This is a genomic window from Flavobacterium sp. MEB061 (assembly GCF_000834715.1).
Lineage (GTDB): Bacteria > Bacteroidota > Bacteroidia > Flavobacteriales > Flavobacteriaceae > Flavobacterium > Flavobacterium pectinovorum.
Window position 1 is genome coordinate 124,169 of sequence record NZ_JXQR01000007.1, and the last position, 21,314, is coordinate 145,482.

Annotated in this window: 19 protein-coding genes; 6 read left to right on the forward strand and 13 right to left on the reverse strand. The window is 32.9% G+C overall.

Annotated features, from left to right (window positions below):
- Positions 1-201: 201 nt before the first annotated feature.
- Positions 202-441, reverse strand: coding sequence for a NifU family protein (locus tag RT99_RS03410; protein ID WP_026982674.1), 240 nt, complete (start codon positions 439-441; stop codon positions 202-204).
- Positions 442-552: 111 nt separating this feature from the next.
- Complete coding sequence (locus tag RT99_RS03415; protein ID WP_042563330.1) at positions 553-1,680, reverse strand: Mrp/NBP35 family ATP-binding protein; 1,128 nt, start codon at positions 1,678-1,680, stop codon at positions 553-555.
- Positions 1,681-2,104: 424 nt separating this feature from the next.
- Here RT99_RS03415 and RT99_RS03420 point away from each other — a divergent pair, with 424 nt between their 5' ends.
- Positions 2,105-3,727: a murein L,D-transpeptidase gene (locus tag RT99_RS03420; RefSeq protein ID WP_042563331.1), complete on the forward strand. Its 1,623-nt coding sequence runs from the start codon at positions 2,105-2,107 to the stop codon at positions 3,725-3,727.
- Between the two features lie 87 nt (positions 3,728-3,814).
- Here the strand turns inward: RT99_RS03420 and RT99_RS03425 are convergent, their stop codons facing one another.
- From RT99_RS03425 to RT99_RS03435, 3 genes are all read right to left on the reverse strand, one after another.
- Positions 3,815-6,253, reverse strand: a complete 2,439-nt coding sequence (locus tag RT99_RS03425) for an ABC transporter permease (RefSeq protein ID WP_042563332.1) — start codon at positions 6,251-6,253, stop codon at positions 3,815-3,817.
- A gap of 104 nt (positions 6,254-6,357) precedes the next feature.
- Complete coding sequence (locus RT99_RS03430) at positions 6,358-7,065, reverse strand: ABC transporter ATP-binding protein (protein ID WP_042563333.1); 708 nt, start codon at positions 7,063-7,065, stop codon at positions 6,358-6,360.
- Positions 7,066-7,169: 104 nt separating this feature from the next.
- On the reverse strand, positions 7,170-8,420 hold the full coding sequence (locus tag RT99_RS03435) for an efflux RND transporter periplasmic adaptor subunit (protein ID WP_042563334.1): 1,251 nt from the start codon (positions 8,418-8,420) through the stop codon (positions 7,170-7,172).
- 156 nt (positions 8,421-8,576) lie between these two features.
- Here RT99_RS03435 and RT99_RS03440 point away from each other — a divergent pair, with 156 nt between their 5' ends.
- Both RT99_RS03440 and RT99_RS03445 read left to right on the forward strand, forming a co-directional pair.
- Entirely contained in the window at positions 8,577-9,923 is a 1,347-nt protein-coding gene (locus RT99_RS03440; protein WP_042563335.1) for a sigma-54 dependent transcriptional regulator, read from the forward strand.
- 134 nt (positions 9,924-10,057) lie between these two features.
- The gene (locus RT99_RS03445) at positions 10,058-11,383 is read left to right on the forward strand and encodes a PAS domain-containing sensor histidine kinase (protein ID WP_042563336.1); all 1,326 of its coding nucleotides are present in this window, start codon (positions 10,058-10,060) and stop codon (positions 11,381-11,383) included.
- 234 nt (positions 11,384-11,617) lie between these two features.
- Here RT99_RS03445 and RT99_RS03450 read toward each other — a convergent pair whose 3' ends face one another.
- The 5 genes from RT99_RS03450 to RT99_RS03470 form a co-directional block, all read right to left on the reverse strand.
- Complete coding sequence (locus tag RT99_RS03450; protein WP_042563337.1) at positions 11,618-11,947, reverse strand: MGMT family protein; 330 nt, start codon at positions 11,945-11,947, stop codon at positions 11,618-11,620.
- Between the two features lie 166 nt (positions 11,948-12,113).
- Complete coding sequence (locus RT99_RS03455; protein ID WP_042563338.1) at positions 12,114-12,752, reverse strand: LysE family transporter; 639 nt, start codon at positions 12,750-12,752, stop codon at positions 12,114-12,116.
- Between the two features lie 42 nt (positions 12,753-12,794).
- Positions 12,795-13,472, reverse strand: coding sequence for a tRNA (guanosine(46)-N7)-methyltransferase TrmB (trmB, locus tag RT99_RS03460; protein WP_042563416.1), 678 nt, complete (start codon positions 13,470-13,472; stop codon positions 12,795-12,797).
- A gap of 168 nt (positions 13,473-13,640) precedes the next feature.
- On the reverse strand, positions 13,641-15,023 hold the full coding sequence (locus tag RT99_RS03465; RefSeq protein WP_042563339.1) for an ammonium transporter: 1,383 nt from the start codon (positions 15,021-15,023) through the stop codon (positions 13,641-13,643).
- 262 nt (positions 15,024-15,285) lie between these two features.
- Positions 15,286-15,777: a nuclear transport factor 2 family protein gene (locus RT99_RS03470; RefSeq protein WP_042563340.1), complete on the reverse strand. Its 492-nt coding sequence runs from the start codon at positions 15,775-15,777 to the stop codon at positions 15,286-15,288.
- Positions 15,778-16,090: 313 nt separating this feature from the next.
- Between RT99_RS03470 and RT99_RS03475 the strand changes: the two genes are divergently transcribed.
- Positions 16,091-16,759, forward strand: coding sequence for a hypothetical protein (locus tag RT99_RS03475; RefSeq protein WP_042563341.1), 669 nt, complete (start codon positions 16,091-16,093; stop codon positions 16,757-16,759).
- Positions 16,760-17,048: 289 nt separating this feature from the next.
- Here RT99_RS03475 and RT99_RS03480 read toward each other — a convergent pair whose 3' ends face one another.
- Entirely contained in the window at positions 17,049-17,363 is a 315-nt protein-coding gene (locus RT99_RS03480; protein WP_042563342.1) for an HPF/RaiA family ribosome-associated protein, read from the reverse strand.
- Positions 17,364-17,875: 512 nt separating this feature from the next.
- Between RT99_RS03480 and RT99_RS03485 the strand changes: the two genes are divergently transcribed.
- Positions 17,876-18,109 carry a hypothetical protein gene (locus RT99_RS03485; RefSeq protein WP_042563343.1) on the forward strand — a complete coding sequence of 78 codons (234 nt, stop codon included), beginning with the start codon at positions 17,876-17,878 and terminating at the stop codon, positions 18,107-18,109.
- A gap of 48 nt (positions 18,110-18,157) precedes the next feature.
- Here the strand turns inward: RT99_RS03485 and RT99_RS03490 are convergent, their stop codons facing one another.
- Positions 18,158-18,580, reverse strand: coding sequence for a very short patch repair endonuclease (locus RT99_RS03490; RefSeq protein ID WP_042563417.1), 423 nt, complete (start codon positions 18,578-18,580; stop codon positions 18,158-18,160).
- 60 nt (positions 18,581-18,640) lie between these two features.
- Here RT99_RS03490 and RT99_RS24560 point away from each other — a divergent pair, with 60 nt between their 5' ends.
- Positions 18,641-19,693 carry an HNH endonuclease gene (locus RT99_RS24560; protein WP_052483525.1) on the forward strand — a complete coding sequence of 351 codons (1,053 nt, stop codon included), beginning with the start codon at positions 18,641-18,643 and terminating at the stop codon, positions 19,691-19,693.
- On the opposite strand, the gene RT99_RS03500 is transcribed toward RT99_RS24560, so the two are convergent.
- Positions 19,637-21,295, reverse strand: coding sequence for a hypothetical protein (locus RT99_RS03500; protein WP_042563344.1), 1,659 nt, complete (start codon positions 21,293-21,295; stop codon positions 19,637-19,639). The two genes, RT99_RS24560 and RT99_RS03500, sit on opposite strands and share 57 nt — an antisense overlap.
- Positions 21,296-21,314: the final 19 nt, after the last annotated feature.

The window sequence follows — 21,314 nt, forward strand, 5'->3', positions numbered from 1 at the left end:
AAGGGGTTACGTCACAAATTTAAGTTAAAAATGTAACAATACCTTACTGAAATATCTTAAAACTTTAGATACTTTTTTGATAAAATCGCAAAAACACGCTTTTTTTTGAATGTTTTTTGAGTTTTTCGAAATCAAAATCATTAAAGGTCAAATATTCTTGTTAAATCAGAATTTTCTTAGTGACCCTTAAAATTATGTTTATTACATGATATTTACCACAGTTTCTATTTGTGGAGCATATTTTTTTATAGTGGTTTCAACGCCCGCTTTTAGCGTCATTTGATTTACGCTACAGCTAATGCACGCTCCTTCCAGACGAACTTTAACATGTTTGTCGTCGTCTATAGAAATAAGTGTAATGTCTCCTCCGTCAGAATTTAAAAAAGGTCTGATTTCGTCAAGAGCCAATAATACGTTGCTTGTTAATTCTTCTGTTGTCATAATATTTATGTGTCAATTAGAGCGAATTAGATAATTAGATAATGTGTCAATTAGAAAATTTTAAATCCTCCAAATATCATTATCTAATTATCTAATTTTCTCATTATCTAATTATTTCTTTACTGCTGAACAACCTGCCATTGTCGTAATTTTAATAGCTTCGGTAGCAGGTAAGCTTTCATTTCTGTTTACTGTTTCCTGTACAACATTACGGGTAATTTCTTCAAAAATAGTTTCAATTACTGATGCTGTTTGTAAAGCCGCCGGACGACCATAATCTCCTGCTTCACGAATTGATTGTACAATTGGCACTTCTCCTAAGAAAGGAACATCTAAATCTTCTGCAAGATTTTTAGCTCCTTCCTGACCAAAAATATAATATTTATTGTCAGGTAATTCTTCTGGTGTAAAGTAAGCCATATTTTCTATAATTCCCAAAACAGGAACATTAATATTGTCCTGCATAAACATGGCAACTCCTTTTTTAGCATCGGCAAGAGCCACCGCTTGTGGTGTACTTACAACAACTGCTCCTGTAATTGGCAATGACTGCATGATCGAAAGATGAATATCTCCTGTTCCCGGAGGTAAATCGATTAACATGAAATCTAATTCTCCCCAATCTGCATCAAAAATCATTTGGTTTAATGCTTTTGCTGCCATTGGTCCTCTCCAGATTACAGCCTGGCTTGGAGCTGTAAAAAATCCGATAGAAAGTATTTTGATCTCATAACTTTCAATAGGTTTCATTTTAGATTTTCCATCAACCATAATCGAAGTCGGTTTTTCGTTTTCGACATCAAACATAATAGGCATAGATGGCCCGTAAATATCCGCATCAAGAACTCCAACTGAAAATCCCATTTTTGCTAATGTTACCGCTAAATTTGCCGTAACAGTAGATTTTCCAACTCCACCTTTACCAGAGGCAACGGCAATTATATTTTTGATTCCCGGAATGGCACGACCTTTAATTTCGTTTTTCTCGGGAGTTTCTACTTTAATGTTTACTTTAATTTTTGCTTCTGGAGATACCAATTCAAGAATTGTTTTTTTGATATCGTCTTCAGCTCTTTTTTTAATGTGCATTGCCGGAGTATGTAATACTAAATCGACTACAACTTCGTCACCAAAAGTTAATACATTGGCAACAGCTCCACTTTCAACCATATTTTTTCCTTCTCCAGCTACGGTAATTGTTTCCAAAGCTTTAAGAATTTCTTTTCTGTCTAATTTCATTTTATTGTCGTGTTTGTATGGACTGAAATTAATTTAAATACTGTTTTTATTTAAACTCATTTCAGACTGCAAAGATAAATGATTCTGTTCGGATTTTGGCTTTTTTGTATTGGATTTGTTGATATAGAGATTATTCAAACCAATACAATCGAATTTTTTATTTTTGGTTTTGAATTGTAAGAAAAAAGAAGATCATAATTTAAATTATTTTGTAATGGATTATAAATGTTAATAAATGTGAATTTTCGTATAATTTTGTAGTTGTCGGTAAAATGCTCTTCAATTTATTTTGTATCTTTGAGTACCCTGAATTTTTGTTTTTCCTACTATTATAAAAGATAGACGGAAGCTTATTTTATGGTGTTCTATAGTTTTCGCTGTTTTTTAAATAAGATCTATTTCTAAAATTTAAAAAGATAAAACGATGCGAAATTCTACCTTCTTATTTTTATTTATCGTAGCGGGGTTTTTATTTTCTTCTTCCGGTTTTGCTAATAATGAAAAACCGAATCTGCCTCATAAATTGCCTTTAATCGGGAATACTTTGCTTCCTAAAAAATCACTTACAAGATTCAATGTTGATAGTGTTTCTATTATGCAATTTTTCAAAACCTATTCTAAGTTAAAAAAATACCAGAAAGATGTTTTAGAACTCTATAAAAAAAGAGAATACAATACAATTTGGTACGACGATAAAAGAGTTAGCGAATTTGGACATTTGCTGTATGAAAAAGTCGATTTATTGAAAGAGCAGGGAATCGAGAAAAAGATGCCTTATAAAGATGAAATCGATGAGATTTTTAATGAAAATGTTACCGATAAACCTTCTCAAATCAATACCGAATTACTATTAACAAGCATGTATGTGTTTTACGCGAGTAATGTTTATTCTGGCGAAGATGCGGCAACCCTGAAAAAAATAGGATGGTACTTGCCAACCAAAAACATTTCGTATTCCAGAATATTAGATTCTCTTATTGTTGATCCCGCGCGACTTAATCAGGACGAACATCTTTTATTTGGTCAATATTATAAACTTCAGGATGTATTGAAAAAGTACAGAACTATCGAAAAGAACAACTTATGGAATAAAATTGATATCGATAGCGCAACTTACAAGGAGCTAAAACCAATGGATAGCTCAGCAATGGTAGGACAAATCAGGACACGTTTGTTTGTTGTGGGAGATTTAAAACAAGACTCTAAAAGAAATGTTTATGATGAAGAAATGATGGCGGGCATATTAAATTATAAAAAAAGATATGGACTTAAATTAAATTACACATTAACGAGAGAGCATATCGATCAAATGAATGAACCTGTTTCGAATAGAATTCGAACTATTATGCTCAATATGGAACGCTGCCGCTGGATACCAACAAAACTGGCAAAAGCAAATGAATATATAATGGTTAATATTCCGTCGTTTAGGCTGTTTTATGTCAAAAATGGCAAATACGAAATAGTGTCTGATGTTTTTGTGGGTACCAGAATGACAGAAACGGTTATTTTTAGCGGAATGATGGACAGAATAGTTTTTAGCCCATATTGGAATGTCCCGCAGAGTATAATAGATAACGAATTAAAACTCAAAATTGCGGGCGATAAAAACTATCTGGAAGAAAATAATATGGAGTGGAATGGAGGTCGCGTGCGACAAAAACCAGGGCCTAAAAATTCTCTGGGATTAGTAAAATTTATGTTCCCGAATCCCAATGATATTTATTTGCACGATACGCCTGCGAAGAGTTTGTTTGAATTTGAGAAACGAACCTTTAGTCATGGATGTATAAACGTAAAAGAAGCAAAACCATTAGCATTGGCAATTTTAAAAGACAATCCTGACTGGCCGGTTGAAAAAATAGACAAAGCAATGAGCGGAGAAAAAGAAACGCCTTGTGTTCTTAAAAACAAAATTCCAATTTATATCGGATATTTTACCGCATGGGTAAATGATGAAACCGGCGAAATTAGTTTTTTTGCAGATGTTTACGATAGAGACAAACAACTTGATAAACTATTATATTCTGATGTTGTAATGAAATAGATCAATATTCATTTTTAAGAAGAATAAAAAATACCCGTTAGATTTATAAAATCTAACGGGTATTTAAAAAAAATGGTCTACAAGTTCTTATTCATATTTTAAATACTTTAAAATATCTATTTTAGTTACCTGATACGCTTTTGCCGAAACAATTAATAAGGTCAGAACCAATAATGATATAAACGCAATAGTAAACGGGACTACCGAAACTCCAATTCTGAAAGCAAAATTCTCCAGCCATTTTTGCAATAAAATATAAGCCGGAACGACGCCAATCGCAAAACCAATTAAGCAAAAAATAACATATTGTTTTGATAATTCTTTCAATAAAGCATCTGTTTCTGCACCCAAAGTTTTTCTGATAGCGATTTCCTTCAATCGTCTTTCCATAGAAAAAGAGGCCAAAGCAAACAATCCAAAAATGGCAATAATGATTACAACAAGATTTAAAATAAAAAACAAATCCTTCTGTTTAACTTGTTCCTGATAGGTTTTAGCAAATCCTTTATTGACAAATTCATAATCAAAAGGATAATCAGGATTTACATTTTTCTCCCAATAGGTTTTTAGTTTTGCCAAAGTTTCGGTTAAATTATTTGGAGAAACTTTTAAATAAACATTATTAAAATTATTCCATTGTAAAGTTTTAAGATTGATAAAAACCATAGGAGGAACTTTATCCTGAAGTCCTGTAATATGAAAATCTTTGACAACACCCACGATTTTAAATTTCATATTTTCCTCATCACTGTCTTTTCCCCAGCCAGATGTTATAATCGTATTTATTGGATTTTTAAGATTTAAAGTTTTAACCAATGTTTCATTCATTAGCATATTACTAACAGTATCTGATGCAAACTTCGGTGACAAATCGCGACCCTGAACAATTTTAATCTTCATCATTTCAAGAAAACCAAAATCCATTTCAACATTTCTTGGCTGTACATGAATACCATTGTGCGTAAACCCGGAACTCGAATTGGTACTGTTACCAAAAGTTCCTGCAAAAGTAGAAATTTCCTGAACTCCTGAAATCTTCTTAATTTCTTGTTTCATGGTCAGATATTGACTTGTTCTTTTTATGCGTTCCGGAGTATTAAAAGGAACCCTAATTACCTGATCGCCACTAAAACCAAGATCTTTATTCATCATATAATTTACCTGTGAGTTTACAATCAATGCACCAATGATAAAAAAGGCAGCAATTCCGAATTGAAAAATCAACATCGAATTTCGAATCCAGATTCCGCTTTTACTTCTTGAGAAATTCCCTTTTAAAACCTTTAAAGTTTCAAAATTTGAGATATAAACAGCAGGAAATATACCGGCAAGAACGATTACTAATCCAAATATAAAAATAAGCTGCAGGTAAAATTCACTGCCATTCATAGTCAAAGTTTTCTTTAAAAAGACATTATAATAAGGCAGGGAAAGTTCAACAATGGCCAAAGCGAAGAGTATGCCTAAAATTACAATTATGGCAGTTTCAAAAATAAACTGGGTAACAATCTGGCTTTTTGTAGCGCCTACAATTTTGCGGACTCCAACTTCCTTAGCGCGTTTTATAGCCGAAGCTGTTGCCAGATTAATATAGTTTACTAATGATAAAACCAAAATCAAAATTGAAAGCCCAACCATGATATAAAGCAATTGTAAATTACCTTTTCCTTCAGGAAAATTAATTCCTTGCGAAGATTTTGTTCCGTGTAAACGCGCCGTTTTTAACTGATCGATTATAACAGTTGTTTCGCCATTTTCCTTAACGTATTGTGCTACCGTCTGACCACTTTCTTTGGCATCTTTTACTGTTCTGTTGACAAAATTTACATTTTGCATTTTCTTTACAAGTGCATTAGGATCAGTGCCTTTTTTGGCTTTAATCATAAGGCCATAATTGAAATTTCCCCAGCTTGTTTTATCACCTTCACGCTTAACACCGCCAAAAACGTAATTTGGTTCTATAGAAGATGGTCTAATCAAATGATAAACCGATTTTACAGTATAAACCTTATTGTTATATGACAGTGATTTACCAATTGGGTCCTGATCATTAAAAAGTAATTTTGCAGTTTCCTCAGATATGGCAACGCTGCTGTCTTCTTTAAGTATATTAGTTTTGGCTCCTTTTACAATCGGAAACGGAAAAACATCAAAAAAACCATTGTCAGACATCGTGATTTTTTCAGCCATTATCTTTTTATTCTGATATTTTATTGGAGCATTGTCATACCATGTATTATTAAAGAAACAAACAGATTCAATTTCAGGAATGGTAGCTTTGCAGGTTTCTCCAAAAGGTATTGAATTGGATGCCCATGTATTTCCGGTGCCGCCAATTTTGTTTAGAACCTGATAAGAATTCTCTTTTTCAGGATTCCATTGGTCGTATGCATTTTCATTATTCCAATATAAAATGGCAAAAATTACTCCGGCAATCCCAATGCTTAATCCCAAAACATTTAAAAACGAAAACAATTTGTTTTGCCTTAAATGATATATAAATATTTTAAACCAGTTAAAAATCATAGTTTATTATTTTAGAAACGGTTAGTTAGATAATTGACAATACTTTGCAAACAAATCCCACCAGAATTACGATTGCGGTTACAATAAATTTGATCATTTTATAATTATTTAGCGTCCATAAAAACATCTACATTTCTCTGGTTTAGTTTTTCAGAGAATATTACACCATCTTTCATATGAATTGTTTTTTGCGAAAACGAAGCATCATAATCAGAGTGCGTTACCATCAAAATTGTGGCACCTTTAGCATGCAAATCCGTTAAAAGTTCCATTACTTCATTACCATTTTTACTATCCAGATTTCCTGTAGGTTCATCGGCAAGAATAATTTTCGGGTCGTTTACCAAAGCTCTTGCAACCGCAACACGTTGTTGCTGTCCTCCCGAAAGCTGTTGCGGATAATGTTTTAATCGGTGTGAAATATTCAGTTTCTCAGCAATCGCTTCAATTTTTTGTTTTCTGTCAGATGCTTTTACATTATTGTAAAGCAAAGGCAATTCAATATTGTCATAAACAGAAAGTTCATCGATTAGATTAAAATTCTGAAAAATGAATCCGATATTTTCTTTTCGAACATTAGCTCTTCCTTTTTCTTTTAAACCCACCATTTCCTGGTCTAATAATTTATAATTTCCGTCAGTAGCACTGTCAAGAAGCCCAATGATATTTAATAAAGTAGATTTTCCACAACCTGAAGGCCCCATGATCGTTAAAAAATCTCCTTTTTTAATTTCTAAAGAAATCCCGCTTAAAGCAGAAGTTTCTACTTCTTCAGTTCTAAAAACTTTGGTTAAATTTTGAATGGTTATCATATTTTTTAAGGTTTTAATGTTATTGTTTTTTGATTGATGATTGAAACGTATTATTAATTGTTAGTTGTGAATTATTAATTATGAATTGTGCCTGTGACTGAAAACTATTGCTGCGTATTACTAATCGACAATTCTTCAATATCTTTATAATCAGAATACGATGAAGTAATCACAGATTCGCCTTCTTTTAAACCTTCAAGAATTTCATAATACGAAGGATTTTCTCGTCCTAATTTTATATTTCTTCTTTCCGCTTTATTGCCTTTTACAACAAAAATCCATTTTCCGGCGGTTTCCTGATTAAAGCTTCCTTTAGGAACAACCAACGTTTTGTTTTTCTCCGATAAAATCAACTTTACGCCAAAACTAAGTCCGTCTTGCAAAGTGATGTTTTCTTTTGATGTAAAAGCCAGTTCTACTGTAAAATGACCGCTTTTTACTTCCGGAATTACTTTAGTAACCAAAACTTCAAGTATTTTTCCTTTAAATTCTACCTGTCCTTTTAAGCCTTCTCTTAATTTTTCCAAATAAAATTCATCTACTTCGGCTATCAGTTTATAACCTTGTTTAGAGTCGATTTTCCCGATGCTTTCTCCCGCCTGGAATGTTTTTCCCAAAACAGGTTCAAATGATGTTAATCGACCAGATTCCGGAGCAGTAATCAAAAAATTCTTTTTGTTATTTCTCAAAATATCCAAACTCATTTCCATTGTCTGAATAGAACGGTTGATTTGAGAAATTTGCAATTGATTAGATTGTTTTTCTTTTTGAATACTTTGCTGAATCGTTTTTTTGCGTTCTTCCTGAAAACGTAAACTTTCTTTAAAAGTATTCCAGTCATTTTTCGAAATCACATCTTTAGCAAACAATTTCGAGTTCATGTCGTACAATCTTTTGGCGTCATTATAATCGTGTTCTATCAAAACCCAGTCTTTGGTTAAGTTCAGTTCCTGATTTCTAATGTTCAGTTTTCCGGTATTCAAGTTGTTGATTTGCTCGATAATAGCTGTTTCCTGAGTCAGATAATTCAGTTCCGTATTCGGATTATACAAACGAGCCAGCGATTGCCCTTTAGTTACCATGGCACCATTTTCTACAAAAATTTCTTTTACAGAACCACCTTCTGTAACATTTACAAGCATTACATTCAAAGGTTCTACTTTGGCCTGAAAAACCACAAAATCTTCAAAAAATTCTTTTTCAATTTTTTGAACCGTAAGTTCTTCTGCTTTTACATTTAAACTTCTTTTAGTGCTAAAAGAAAAAAAGACGATCACAGCCAAAACTAAAAAAACAGCAATTGCTATTGTCAGATACCTAAATTTTCTATTTTTACGAGGAATTACCTTGTCCATTTTTTAAATAATTTACTGATAATCAATAGGGAAATATTGTGCCACAAAAAGTATTATTTGTAAAGCATTGATTTTAAAGAGGCTTTAAAAAACAATCAAAAAAATAGTGTTCGATAATGAACAGTTGACCGTTCAAAATCGGACAAAAAAGACAACATGCGAAAAAAACAAGCCCAAATATTAGTTGTTGACGATCAGGAAGAAATTCTTTTTTCGGCAAAAATGATTCTCAAAAAACATTTTGAAACCATTTTTACAGCGAATAGTCCCAAAAAGATTATTTCTATTTTAAATGAAAATGAAATAAACGTGGTTTTGTTAGACATGAATTACCGAATTGGTTTTGAAGACGGGCGCGAAGGAATTCATTGGCTAAAAGAAATAAAAACACTTTCGCCGCAAACCATTGTGATTTTAATGACTGCTTTTGGTAAAATTGATACCGCAGTTGAAGGTATAAAAATTGGCGCTTTTGATTATGTTTTAAAACCGTGGCACAACGAAAAATTACTCGAAACTATTGATAAGGCTGTCGCCGAAAGCAGAAAGAATACCAAGAAGACAATAATTGAAAAAGCAGAAAAACGTTATTTTACCGGAACTTCCACCAAAATAAAACAAGCTTATTCTATGGCAGAAAAAGTAGCCAGAACAGACGCCAATGTTTTGATTTTGGGAGAAAACGGAACAGGAAAATATGTTTTTTCGGAGTTTATTCATCAAAATTCAGAACGAAAAAATCAGCCTTTTGTGCATGTAGATTTGGGTTCTTTGAGTGATAATTTATTCGAAAGCGAACTTTTTGGTTATGTCAAAGGCGCATTTACAGATGCAAAAACAGATACACCAGGAAGATTTGAAACCGCACAAAACGGCACTATTTTTTTGGATGAAATAGGAAATATTCCGTTGCATTTGCAATCAAAACTATTGCATGTTTTACAAACCAAAACCGTAACACGTTTGGGCGAAAGCAAAGCCAGACCGTTGAATGTTCGCATTATTGCAGCAACAAACAGCGATATTAAAGCTGAGGTAAAAAATAAAACCTTTCGTGAAGATTTGTTGTATCGAATTAATACAATGGAAATTCATTTGCCGTCATTGCGTGAGCGAAAAGATGATATTGTACCAATGGCAGATTTTATCTTAGAGCAAATTGCTGAAAAATACAATCAAACCGATTGGCATTTTGAGGATAATGTTGCGCCATATTTAGAAAAATATCCGTGGAAAGGAAATATCCGCGAAATGGAAAATAAGATCGAACGCGCTTTGATTTTGGCCGATAATAATACGATTTCTGTGCAGGATCTGGATATTCTTGATTTTGAAGAAATTCAGGAAAACGACGAAAATCCGTTATCAGAAATGGAAAAAACCGCCATCGAAAAAGCATTATTCAAACACCACGGAAATATCAGCAAAACCGCCGAAGAACTAGGTTTATCAAGAGCCGCTTTGTATCGAAGAATTGAGAAATACGATTTAAAAAACACATAATAGTTTTTTGCCACAGATTAAAGGATTGAAATGATTTTTAAAATTTGTTTTTCACGCAGATTTTGCAGATTTAAGCAGATTTTTTATTTGAAATTATTTTTAATCCTTTAATCTGTGGCAATAAAAAATAAAATATGAAAAATTGGAAGTTTTATAACGCCTTGTTTGTGAGAATCTTATTTGTTATGATTCTCTTTTTCATTTGTGTGTTTTTAATTTATAAAATGTTTTATTACAATGCTATTTTGATTGGGCTTTTTGCCCTAGTAATGCTTTTTGAAATGTATTTTTATGTCAAAAATCAATTGCTTTTTTACGACAGAACATTGCTCTCGATGCTTCAAAACGATTTTTCGACCAATTTCCCGGAAGAAAATAAAAACGAAAATTTTAAAAGTATGTATTTTTTATATGAAAGTTTAAAAGTGCAGCAACAGGAACAAACATCAAAAGAAATTGTTTACCAATCGATTTTAAATAATATAGAAACAGGCGTTTTAATTCTCGAAAAAGACAATGAAGAGTGGAATATTTTTTTGATGAACGATTGTTTTTCAGATTTATTCAAAGTTCCAAAAGTGAGTCATTGGAAATACCTTAAAAATTATCTGCCATCGCTTTGCAGCGAAATTGAAAAAACAGAATTTTCAGAACTAAAATCGGCGATTTCGATTAAAATTGAAGAACAGGATGTGCAGACTTTTATTTTGCAAACCTCTCTTACAAAAACCTATAACAAAGAATATTTCATCATTTTATTGGATAGTATTCAGCGTGTAATTGAAAAAAAGGAAAAAGAAGCCTGGATCAATTTGATGAAGATTATTTCGCACGAATTAATGAATTCCTTAACGCCAATACGTGCGCTTTCGCAGAATTTACTCCAGATTGTCGATCAGGAAAAACTCGAAGAAGATGATTTTGACGATATTAAAAGCAGTATTTCGACTATCATAAACCGAAGCGATCATTTGCAGGTTTTTGTCGAAAATTACCGAAAACTCGCCATGCTGCCAACGCCAACAAAAGTAATGACGCCAATAAATGCTCTTTTTGGAGATTGTTTACGAATCATGAATCCGATTTTAAAAGCTGAGAATATCGAATTGGTAAATGATATCAACAGTTCGCGTTCGATTTTAATTGATAAAAACCAAATGGAACAGGTTATTATCAATTTGATTACGAACAGTATTTATGCATTGAAAGAAAAACAGGAAAAGAAAATGTTTCTGTCAAGTTATACAGAAAACAACCGTTTTTTTATCACAATCTCAGACAACGGAAAAGGAATCGATTCTGAAATTCGGGATAAGGTATTTTTGCCATTTTTCACCACCAGAAAAGATGGCGCCGGAATTGGATTAACGCTTTCTAAAAACATCATCGAAGCACACGGAGGTTATTTAAGCTACCAAACGGATGAAGATAAAACGAGTTTTGTGATTTGCCTGATTTGATTTTTTTCACCATATAAGTGATATAAGTTCATTTAACCCTTTGTCAAAGTTTCAACACAATCTTGTCATCCCGAGGAACGAGGGATCTCCGCAAGAAACTCCGCAAGAAACTCCGCAAGAAACTCCGCAAACAAAATCGCCAATCTTTATCGAGCTACTTGTGGAGATCCCTCGTTCCTCGGGATGACAAACAACACGTACACGAAAACCTTGTTTAAAATGAACTTATATTACTTATATGGTAGAAATTTCCGGCTGCCAAAAATGTTTCTCAAAATCTATAATTTGATTATCGATAACTTCAATGCCCTCGTTTTCCAAAAGCTGCTGCATTAAATTGGTTCCGTCAAAATGATGTTTCCCAGTAAGAAGTCCTTTTCTATTGACAACGCGATGTGCAGGAACATCGTCCATATTATGGCAGGCGTTCATGGCCCAGCCGACCATTCGGGCAGAGCGTGCGGTTCCTAAAGCTTTTGCAATAGCGCCATAAGAAGTAACCTTTCCGTACGGAATTTGTCTAGCAATCGCATAAACTTTTTCAAAAAAATTATCCTCAGCCATAAGTTTAAATTATTTACCATTAAGACATTAAATTTCATTAAGTAGAAACTTAAATTTTATCTAAAAGGTAATTAAGAAAGTGAAGTTACAAAGCGAAACTTAATTTTTCTTAATCTCTTAATGGTTCAATTTTTATAAAACCTAAATTTTTAATTTTAATCTGTAGTTATCCGAAATAGTAATTCAGAATATTAAAAAGTGTTACGACGGCAATTAAACCTGTAATGCTTCCAATAATAGTATTCATGTTGCGCATTAGATAATCGGTTTTCTTCTCGATTCTTCCAAAGAAAGCAACATAGCTGTAAAGAGCTGCGAAAGACCCTAAAACAGATCCTAAAACAAAAGTAAAAATAATGTTGTTTTCAAACACAAAAAGATGGTACGAAGCCAAAGTAATGCTCACGACAACGTAATACGGAATCGGGAAAAAATTCAATCCCGAAAGTAACATTCCTAAAAAGAAACGGCTTTTTTTACTGCTTTTTTTAATCTTCGATTTTTTTTTGGTTTTTGGTTCTTTGGCAAGAAATAAAAAGTAAATCGTTAAAAAAGCAAAAATTACAAAACCAACCTCGCGTAATAAAGTTACAACATCTGGTCGGTTATCAATTACCTGCGCAAATAAAACCGCTACAAAAACCTGAAAAAATATGACTAAAACAGCACCAATAACAAACCACAAGGCATTCTTTTTTCCTTCTTTCAAATTTATTTTGGCTGCCGTCATGTTAATCAAACCAGGCGGAATAATTCCAATGAAAGCGGCAATAAAACCTGAAAGTAATGGAGTAAGTAAGGCCATTCAGTTGTTTAATATGTTCGTAAATTTGTTTTCAAAATTAAATTAATCTTTAATTTTGAAGCGAATATACGTAATTGCCTTATTAATTTCTAAATATTGTTTTTCATAAAATGTTTGAAAAGCAGTAACTTCTTCCGGACTTCCTTCATTTGTGTACACATTATGATTTGCATATAAAACTTCATGTCCTTCTCCGTGAAGCAATCCCAGCGTATAACCGTGCATAAATTCGCTGTCGGTTTTAAGGTTTACAACACCATCTTTTTTAAGGATTTTTTTATACAATTTCAAAAATTCAGAATTTGTCATTCTGTGTTTTGTTCTCTTGTATTTAATTTGCGGATCCGGAAAAGTAATCCAGATTTCGTCTACTTCATTCTCGTTGAAAATATGATCGATCAATTCGATTTGAGTTCGAATAAAAGCAACATTGTGCAGTCCGGTTTCAACGGCAGTTTTGGCTCCTCTCCAGAAACGCGCGCCTTTGATGTCAATTCCGATAAAATTTTTGTTTGGATATCTTTCTGCTAAACCAACAGAATATTCTCCTTTTCCACATCCTAATTCTAAAACTAAAGGATTGTCATTTTTAAAGAAATCAGAATTCCATTTTCCTTTTAAAGGCATTAAATCGCCTACAACTTCTTCTCTTGTTGGTTGAAAAACGTTTTCAAATGTTTCGTTTTCTCTGAATCTTTTTAGTTTATTTTTACTTCCCACTTGTACAAAAATTTTCGGCAAAATTAAGGAATATAAACGAATGAAAATAGCTGAATTAGCTTTTAAAATTTTTAGTCGCTATATTTTTATTTTAGCCACGAATTCACGAATTTTTAATTTGCCCATACTGTAAATAAAATTCGTGAATTCGTGGCGAATAAAATATGATTACCCGTAATGCGCTTCCGTAATTGGTTTCAATTTTGGATCGAGTGTTTCATCGTGTTGAGATAAATCCAATCCAATATGTTCGTTTTCTTCTGAAACTCGAAGAGGAATAATGAAATTCGTCACTTTAAACAAGAAATAAGCACCAAAGAAAGTAAATATCGAAACCAAAACTAAAGCCATCATATGATGTGCAAATACGTTCCAGCCACCGTGAAGTAAACTCGCATCTTCACCGTGAGCGAAAATCGCAGTTAAGATCATTCCCATAATTCCGCCAACACCGTGACAGGCAAAAACGTCAAGCGTATCATCAAATCTTTTAGATAAACGACAATTTACAACTGAGTTTGAAACCAAAGCTGTGACGAATCCGAAAAACATACTTTCCGGAACCGATACAAAACCTGCAGCAGGCGTTATGGCAACAAGACCAACAACAGCACCAATACAAGCGCCAAGAGCCGAAACTTTTCTGCCGTTCATTCGATCAAAGAAAACCCACGTTAACATGGCTGCAGCCGATGAAGTTGTTGTTGTAGCAAAAGCCATTGCTGCCGTTCCATTCGCGGCAAGCGCAGATCCGGCGTTGAAACCAAACCATCCAAACCATAACATTCCGGTTCCTAATAATACAAACGGAATATTGGTTGGTATATGATCGCTGTTTTTTCTTTTTCCTAAAACGAGAACTCCTGCCAAAGCAGCAAATCCTGAACTCATGTGCACTACCGTTCCTCCGGCGAAATCTTTTACGCCAAAATAACTTCCTAAAACGCCTGTTGGATACCAAACAGAGTGGCACAAAGGCGCATATATGAAAATCGTGAATAAACTAATGAAAAGTAAATAAGAGATAAATCGAACGCGTTCTGCAAACGAACCCGTAATAATGGCCGGAGCAATAATCGCGAATTTCATTTGGAACAATGCAAATAACATAAACGGAATCGTGTTTGCCAATTGTTTATGAGGCAAAACTCCCACATAATCCATAAAAGCAAAAGTTGTCGGGTTCCCGAAGAAACTATAAAAATGATCTCCGGACCCAAAACCAACGGGTTCTCCAAAAGCCAGACTAAAAGCAACTACAACCCATAAAAGCGTAACAACGCCCAAACAAATGAAACTTTGCAACATGGTCGAAATCACATTTTTTCGACCTACCATTCCGCCATAAAAAAAGGATAACCCCGGCGTCATAATTAAAACCAGACAGCACGAAGTTAACATCCAGGCAACATCGGCAGGAACTATATGATCTGTTGTTCCAAATTCTGATGCTACATAGCTATTTTCGGTAACTGTTGGCCAAAATGCACCTGTAATACAAACAATACTTATAATAATAAAGGAGATGACCCAGCGTTTTTCTATTTTCATTTTTCAAATACTTTATTGAACCCTATTTTTTTTGGGGTCAAAGTTAAAAAAAAATCAATATTTAGATTTTTAGGGCTCAAAAAATAGAGGCTTGATGTTTATTTTAGTTGATTTTGTAAAATTCGATCTCTTTTTTTGAGACAATCTTATTTTGAACTTCTAATTTACAACTAAAATTGTCAATTATATTATAATTAATTTGATATTGGGTTTTGTAAAACGCTAGAAAAGTTAGGATTATAATAAGAAACGCTAAAATTGTTTATTTTTTCTTAAGCTTGTCAATTAAAACATCTTCAACCGGAGATTTTATTTTAGTTACAGCGTCAACTTCATCATTCGGAATTGTCATGGATAAAATATAATGCTGAATTTTCCATTCTTTCCCCACTTTTACTAAAACACCAGATCCGCGACAGATTTTCATTTGTGTATTTAACAATTCATCAAACCAGGCAATTTTTCCCGAATTATCAAAAAAGATATGACGTTCAAGAGCCGTAAAATTCCACGTTGTTCCTTTGTCGAAAAATGGTTTTGCCCAAACCTGAAATTCTTTTTTGGTCCAGTTTTCTGTTGCATCAGTACCTATATAAATCGCATCTTCGCTTAAAGCAGAAAAATAAGCGTCGAATTTTACATCGGCAGCGGCTTTGTGCCAGGCGTCTAGTGTTTGATTGATTTTGTCTTTTTCAACGTTTTGCGCATTTGTAAAAGCGGTAACGAATAATAGAAGCAGGATTGATTTTTTCATATAAAGTTTGTTTTGGTTAAAGTTAGCAAATATTATAATAATCTCGCAAAGTCGCAGAAGCGCAAAGTTTTTTGCTGTAAATTATTTCACGCAGATTTTAAAAAGATTTAAGCAGATATGCGCAGATTTTTTTGCAAATGATTTTAATTAAAAAAAATCTGCTCAAATCTGCATAATCTGCGTGAAACAAAAACTTTGCGCTTCTGCGACTTTGCGAGATTAAACACAAAACACAAACTTAAATTATCTTATATAACTTATATGGTGAAACGTCAAAAACCACTATATTTGAGGGCTTTTAAAATCTACAATCATGAATTCAAAAATACTTATCAGTTCGTTAGTTCTTACTTCAATACTTTTTACTTCTTGCAAAAAAGAATTAGAACCTCAGGAAAATACACCAACATCAGAATTAGTAAAATTAGGATTGATGAAGGATACCACAAAAGTAAATTCGGTTGTTCAAACTCCGGTTCAAACGAATCCAAATACCGTTTTGAGTTCTAATGCCGGACTAAATCCTGCACATGGACAACCCGGACATAGATGTGATATTGCTGTTGGCGCGCCATTAAATTCGGCTCCAACGCAAGGGCAAACGGCAACGGCTCAGCCAACGCAAACCGTTCAGGTAAACCCGACTCAGCAACAAAAGATGGTTACGACTACAACAACAACTGCAGCACCTGTAAAAGTAGGAAAGGGAATGAATCCGTCGCACGGACAACCCGGACACAGATGTGATATTCCGGTTGGATCACCTTTAAATTCGCCAGTTGCAGCAAAACAAACGACAACAAATACAGCTCAAAGCGGAAGCACTTCGCAAAGTTTTACCGTTACACCGCCAGCAAACAATAATGTTCCGGCTTTATTAAGTACCGAAACCCCAACTGTAGCCGAAGGAATGAATCCGGCTCACGGACAACCCGGACACCGTTGCGATATCGCAGTAGGAGCGCCTCTGCCAAAATCTTAATTTTTTTTACCATATAAGTTATATAAGTTCATATAAACTTTGTGGTAAGCTTTGCGGAATAAAAAATTAAAGTTCAGGTTAGTTTTGTGTTAAGCCTGCTATATAAAAAAAACAAACCATATATGTAAGTCATATAAGTTCAAATTAGTTTTGCGTTATGCGCTACTAAATTAAATGAACTCATATGATTTACTTATATGGTTTAAAAATTTACCGGCTTGTTATATAACCACAAACTTTATATGAACTTATATAGCTTATATGGTTAAAAAAAACGTTCAGGACATATTTAGTGTTCTTTCATTTTTTCGAAAGTAGTAGTCAATGATTTTTTTGCTTTTGCCAAAGCGCCGCTAAAGGCTTTTTCTATAGTATCGGCGTGTTCTGTAACCGTTAAGGGCTGTAATTTTGCAGTACGCACTTCGATTACACATTTTTTATCGTTAAGGCTGAATTTCTCTCCGTTTTCATCTCCGAAATGTACTTCAACGCGGGTTATTTTTTCTTCAAAACGAGTTAAGCCTTTTTCTAATTCTTCAGAAAAATAAGCGGCTAATCTTTCGTGTCCTTCAATGTTTTTGTCGGTATTGATTTGAATCTTCATATTGGTTTATATTTAATGATTATTCTCAAAGCTATTTTATTTAGGTTGAAAAGCCAAGTGAGTTAATAAAACATTATGAAATTTTTTTGCGAAAAATTGATCGTATTTTTTGTTAGACTTGACAGATGTCGAAATGTTATTATGGAACGCAGATTTAACGGATTCACTTCGTGAAAACGCGGATAAAAACAGATTTTTTTTATTTGTGATTTTTCCGCCTGCTTGAATTGGAAGTTTCACAATATTGTCAGGCTGAGCGTCCTCGATCCCGAAGTTTCGGGACGGGAGAAGCCCATGCAACAATAAGCAAATAAACTAAGAATTAACTTTTTCAATCAATGCCGAAACCCCACGTTTTTTGGTATCTTTGCAGTCCTAAACTTTAAGATTATGAACTTGACAAAACTTTTGCCCGTGCGGTATGCTGGCGGTATTGGAAACAACTGCAACGCTCTTAAAGGCGTAGGACAGCTAACCCGTTCGGGTTTTATATTTCCCTAAACTTTAAGATTATGAGTGTAAACTCCCTTTCAAAAGAAACAGAATTACGGTTAAACGAATTTTTCAACCAGGCAACTGACCCCGAAAGTTTCGCAAAAGCAATTCGAAGAGTAAATTACCTTCTCGCGATGTCGTTAATGCGAGAATGCGAAACGCTGCAAATCGATCAAAAATCAGTTGAAGAAGGTTACTTCTGGCTTAATGAATTAGCCGAGATTTTAAATCCTTATTTGGATGTTGAATAGTTAAGATTTTGATATTTAATGGAAAAGCCACTGTAGAAGTGGCTTTTTTTATTTTTTGATTTGTTTTTCGTGTATTGCTTTTTCAATTTCAAGAATACACGAATCCAAATTCTTTTTGATATCATTACTCCAGAAACGAAGAATCTTCCAGTTTTGAGATTCTAAATAGGCATTGACTTCTATATCTCTTTGCATATTTCGTTCGATTTTTTTGATCCAGAATTCAGGATTGGTTTGTGGTTTTTTACAAGTTTCCCAGTTTTTTCCGTGGAAGAATTCTGAATCTACAAAAACGGCAATTTTTAATTGTTTGAAAGTAATGTCCGGTTTGCCAAAAACTGTTTTATTGTTTTTTCTATATCTGTAACCTAGATTCCATAATGCTTTTGCCAAACGAACTTCTTCTTTGGTGTTTGTGCTTCGAACAGCTTTCATGTTTTTGGATCTTTGTTCTGGAGTTAATTTGTCCATGTTATAAAGATAATCAACAGAGATAAAAATATAAAACTTATTTTTACTTAAAACAAACAAATGCCTAAGAAAGAAAATACCACATCGTATTGGGCTTTAAAATCAGTTTCAGATGAAGAACAGTCATACAAAAGTAATGACGGTTATGCAGATGAATTTAAAAGTAAATATGTTTATGATGATTTTGTTCCAAATCATAAGCAAATTAAAACTGGTGATATTGTCGCAATTGTAAATAAAAAAGAAGTTTTAGGATTAGCTAAAATATCAAGGATCATTTTATATAATTCTACTAAAGACAGAAGAAGATGCCCAGTTTGTGGAAACACAAATTATGAAGAAAGGAAAACAAAGTTACCAAAATATAGATGCAATCAAGGGCATGAATTTGAAGCCCCTATTTCAGAAACTATCGAAGTTGTAAGATATGAAGCTTTTTATAGTAATACTTTTATTCTTCCAAATATAAAAGTTCCGGTAAATAAACTAAGACCATATTTTCATAAAAACTACAACAGAAATATGTCGATGCAAAGTTTATCTGAATCTTTTTTTGAAGATTATTTTCCAGCTGAACTTCAACAATTAAAATCAGAGTTGAGCTATCCGGATGCAGAAGATTCTGAAAATTATTTAAGTGAAATTTTATCTGATGATTATGTTCCAAGTGAAAATGATGAAAGAGCAAAAGTATATCAGTCTATTGTGCAGCGAAGAGGTCAAAAGAAATTTAGAGATGCAGTAAGGGAAATGTACGGTAATAAATGCGTTGTTACAGGTTGCGAAATACTCGATATATTAGAAGCAGCTCATATTAATCCTTACAAAGGTGAAAAAGATAATCATGCTACAAATGGTTTGCTGCTTAGAACCGATATTCATACTCTTTTTGATTTAGATTTGATTGGGATTGAACCGAATGAATTAAGAATATATTTGAGTGAGACCATTAAAAAAGATGGTTATCAAGTTTTGGAAAACAAATATTTACAATTAATATTTGAAGATAAAAGACCGAGTAAAGAAGCATTAAATTTGAGATGGGAGAAATTTAAATTAAGTAATATTATAGAGAACGACTTTTTGTTTAAACTTCATATTAAAAGTACGTAAATTGATTTCTTCGTCAGGAATTTTAGATTTTTTGTTTAGCGGTGAATCAAATTGTAGTTTAAACTGTAATTCTCTTATTGGATCATCGAAATCTGTTTTAAATCTCCAATTTAAATCAAAAATGTGATACCAAGAACCCCAAGTAGCCCTTTTGTCTGGAGTCTTTTCTGGAAAATGTGTATTATATCTACCGATTACAAATATATAACATTCATTAAAAGAACCGTAATCAATTATACCAAGAGCATTCAAGATTTGTTTTTGAGATGTTAATTCTTGCCAACGGATCATTTTTTCAACCCATTCGTTTGCTTTGTTATAAAAATTATTTGCTTTGGAGTTTCTTTCTTTAAGATCTGTTGAATATTTGTCTTGCCATTTTAATTGAATTAAAGCTAGATTTTGCGTTTTCGTATCAAATAACACGGCGTCAATATCTGTTTCTATTCCTGCAGCTTTTAATTTAATTCTTACGCTACGATCAATTTTTATTATTCTTTGATCTTGAAATAATGAATAGAGTTGATCTCTAAATAAAGCTTCGCGTTCAAGTAATCCTTTTTGATATTCATTAGGATATTTATTTTGCAGTGATTTATGTAAAAATTGCACGGGATGATGGAGGATACCTTTAAGTGAACGCATTACATGTTTATTACCAATTTTGATAAATGGAGGCGAAAAAGCTTTATCGGTTTTAAGATAAATATCAATATTATCTTTCGTTATAGTTAAAAGGTCAAAAATCTCTGTAACATTTTTTAGTGGAATGTCTAAGTAATTCGAGTAACTAATGGCCATTTCTTCCATGGAAAAACATCCTGAAAATAAATTAATTGGATTTAGAGATTCTTTTTTTGACAGATATACACACGCATCAATATGTTTTAATGCTACTCCCATTAGTTCCTCAATGATATTTAAATGTTGTCTATAAGGTATTTTTCCGAATTCAAAATTTTCGTCGAAATCATCATAAATTTGAGAAGTAACTAATCTTATAAAGCCTTTGTCACTGTAAAATTTATCAATTTCAGGATTTGTATCATACCCTAACAGTTTATGAGTTGTTAAATATATTTTTTTTCTGAACTGGTTTTGTATACGTTTTGTACGCTGTGTAATATGTTTTTGTCTTTCTTTAACGACTCCTTTCATCATTTCGAAAAACTGTTCTATTTTTAGAAGTTCATATCTATCGGCCATACCGGTTTTGATATCGACTTCAACAAAATGATTATTAGGATCAATTGTTGAGATTGCAACTAAATTAAGATACGACATTTGCAAATATCTCTCAACACATCTATACTGTCCATAATATTTTAAATTATTGAAACAGTAATCGATTTGGTGTTGCTCTACATATTTTAGGGGGATTGAATCAATATTTAAATCTAACTTTTGATATGCTTTAAATAAGATAAGAGGAAATCCATAATTCATATACATATCCCATTTGATTTTATCAGGATAGGATATTATATAAACAAAGTCTAGAGTTCTAACGAAATCTATCAATGCATCTATACTAATAGTTTTGTCTAAAAGAGAGTCTAAAGTATTTAATTCTTTGTCTAAAGAAGATTCTAGTGCTTTCATTTATTATTTTTCAAAAAAA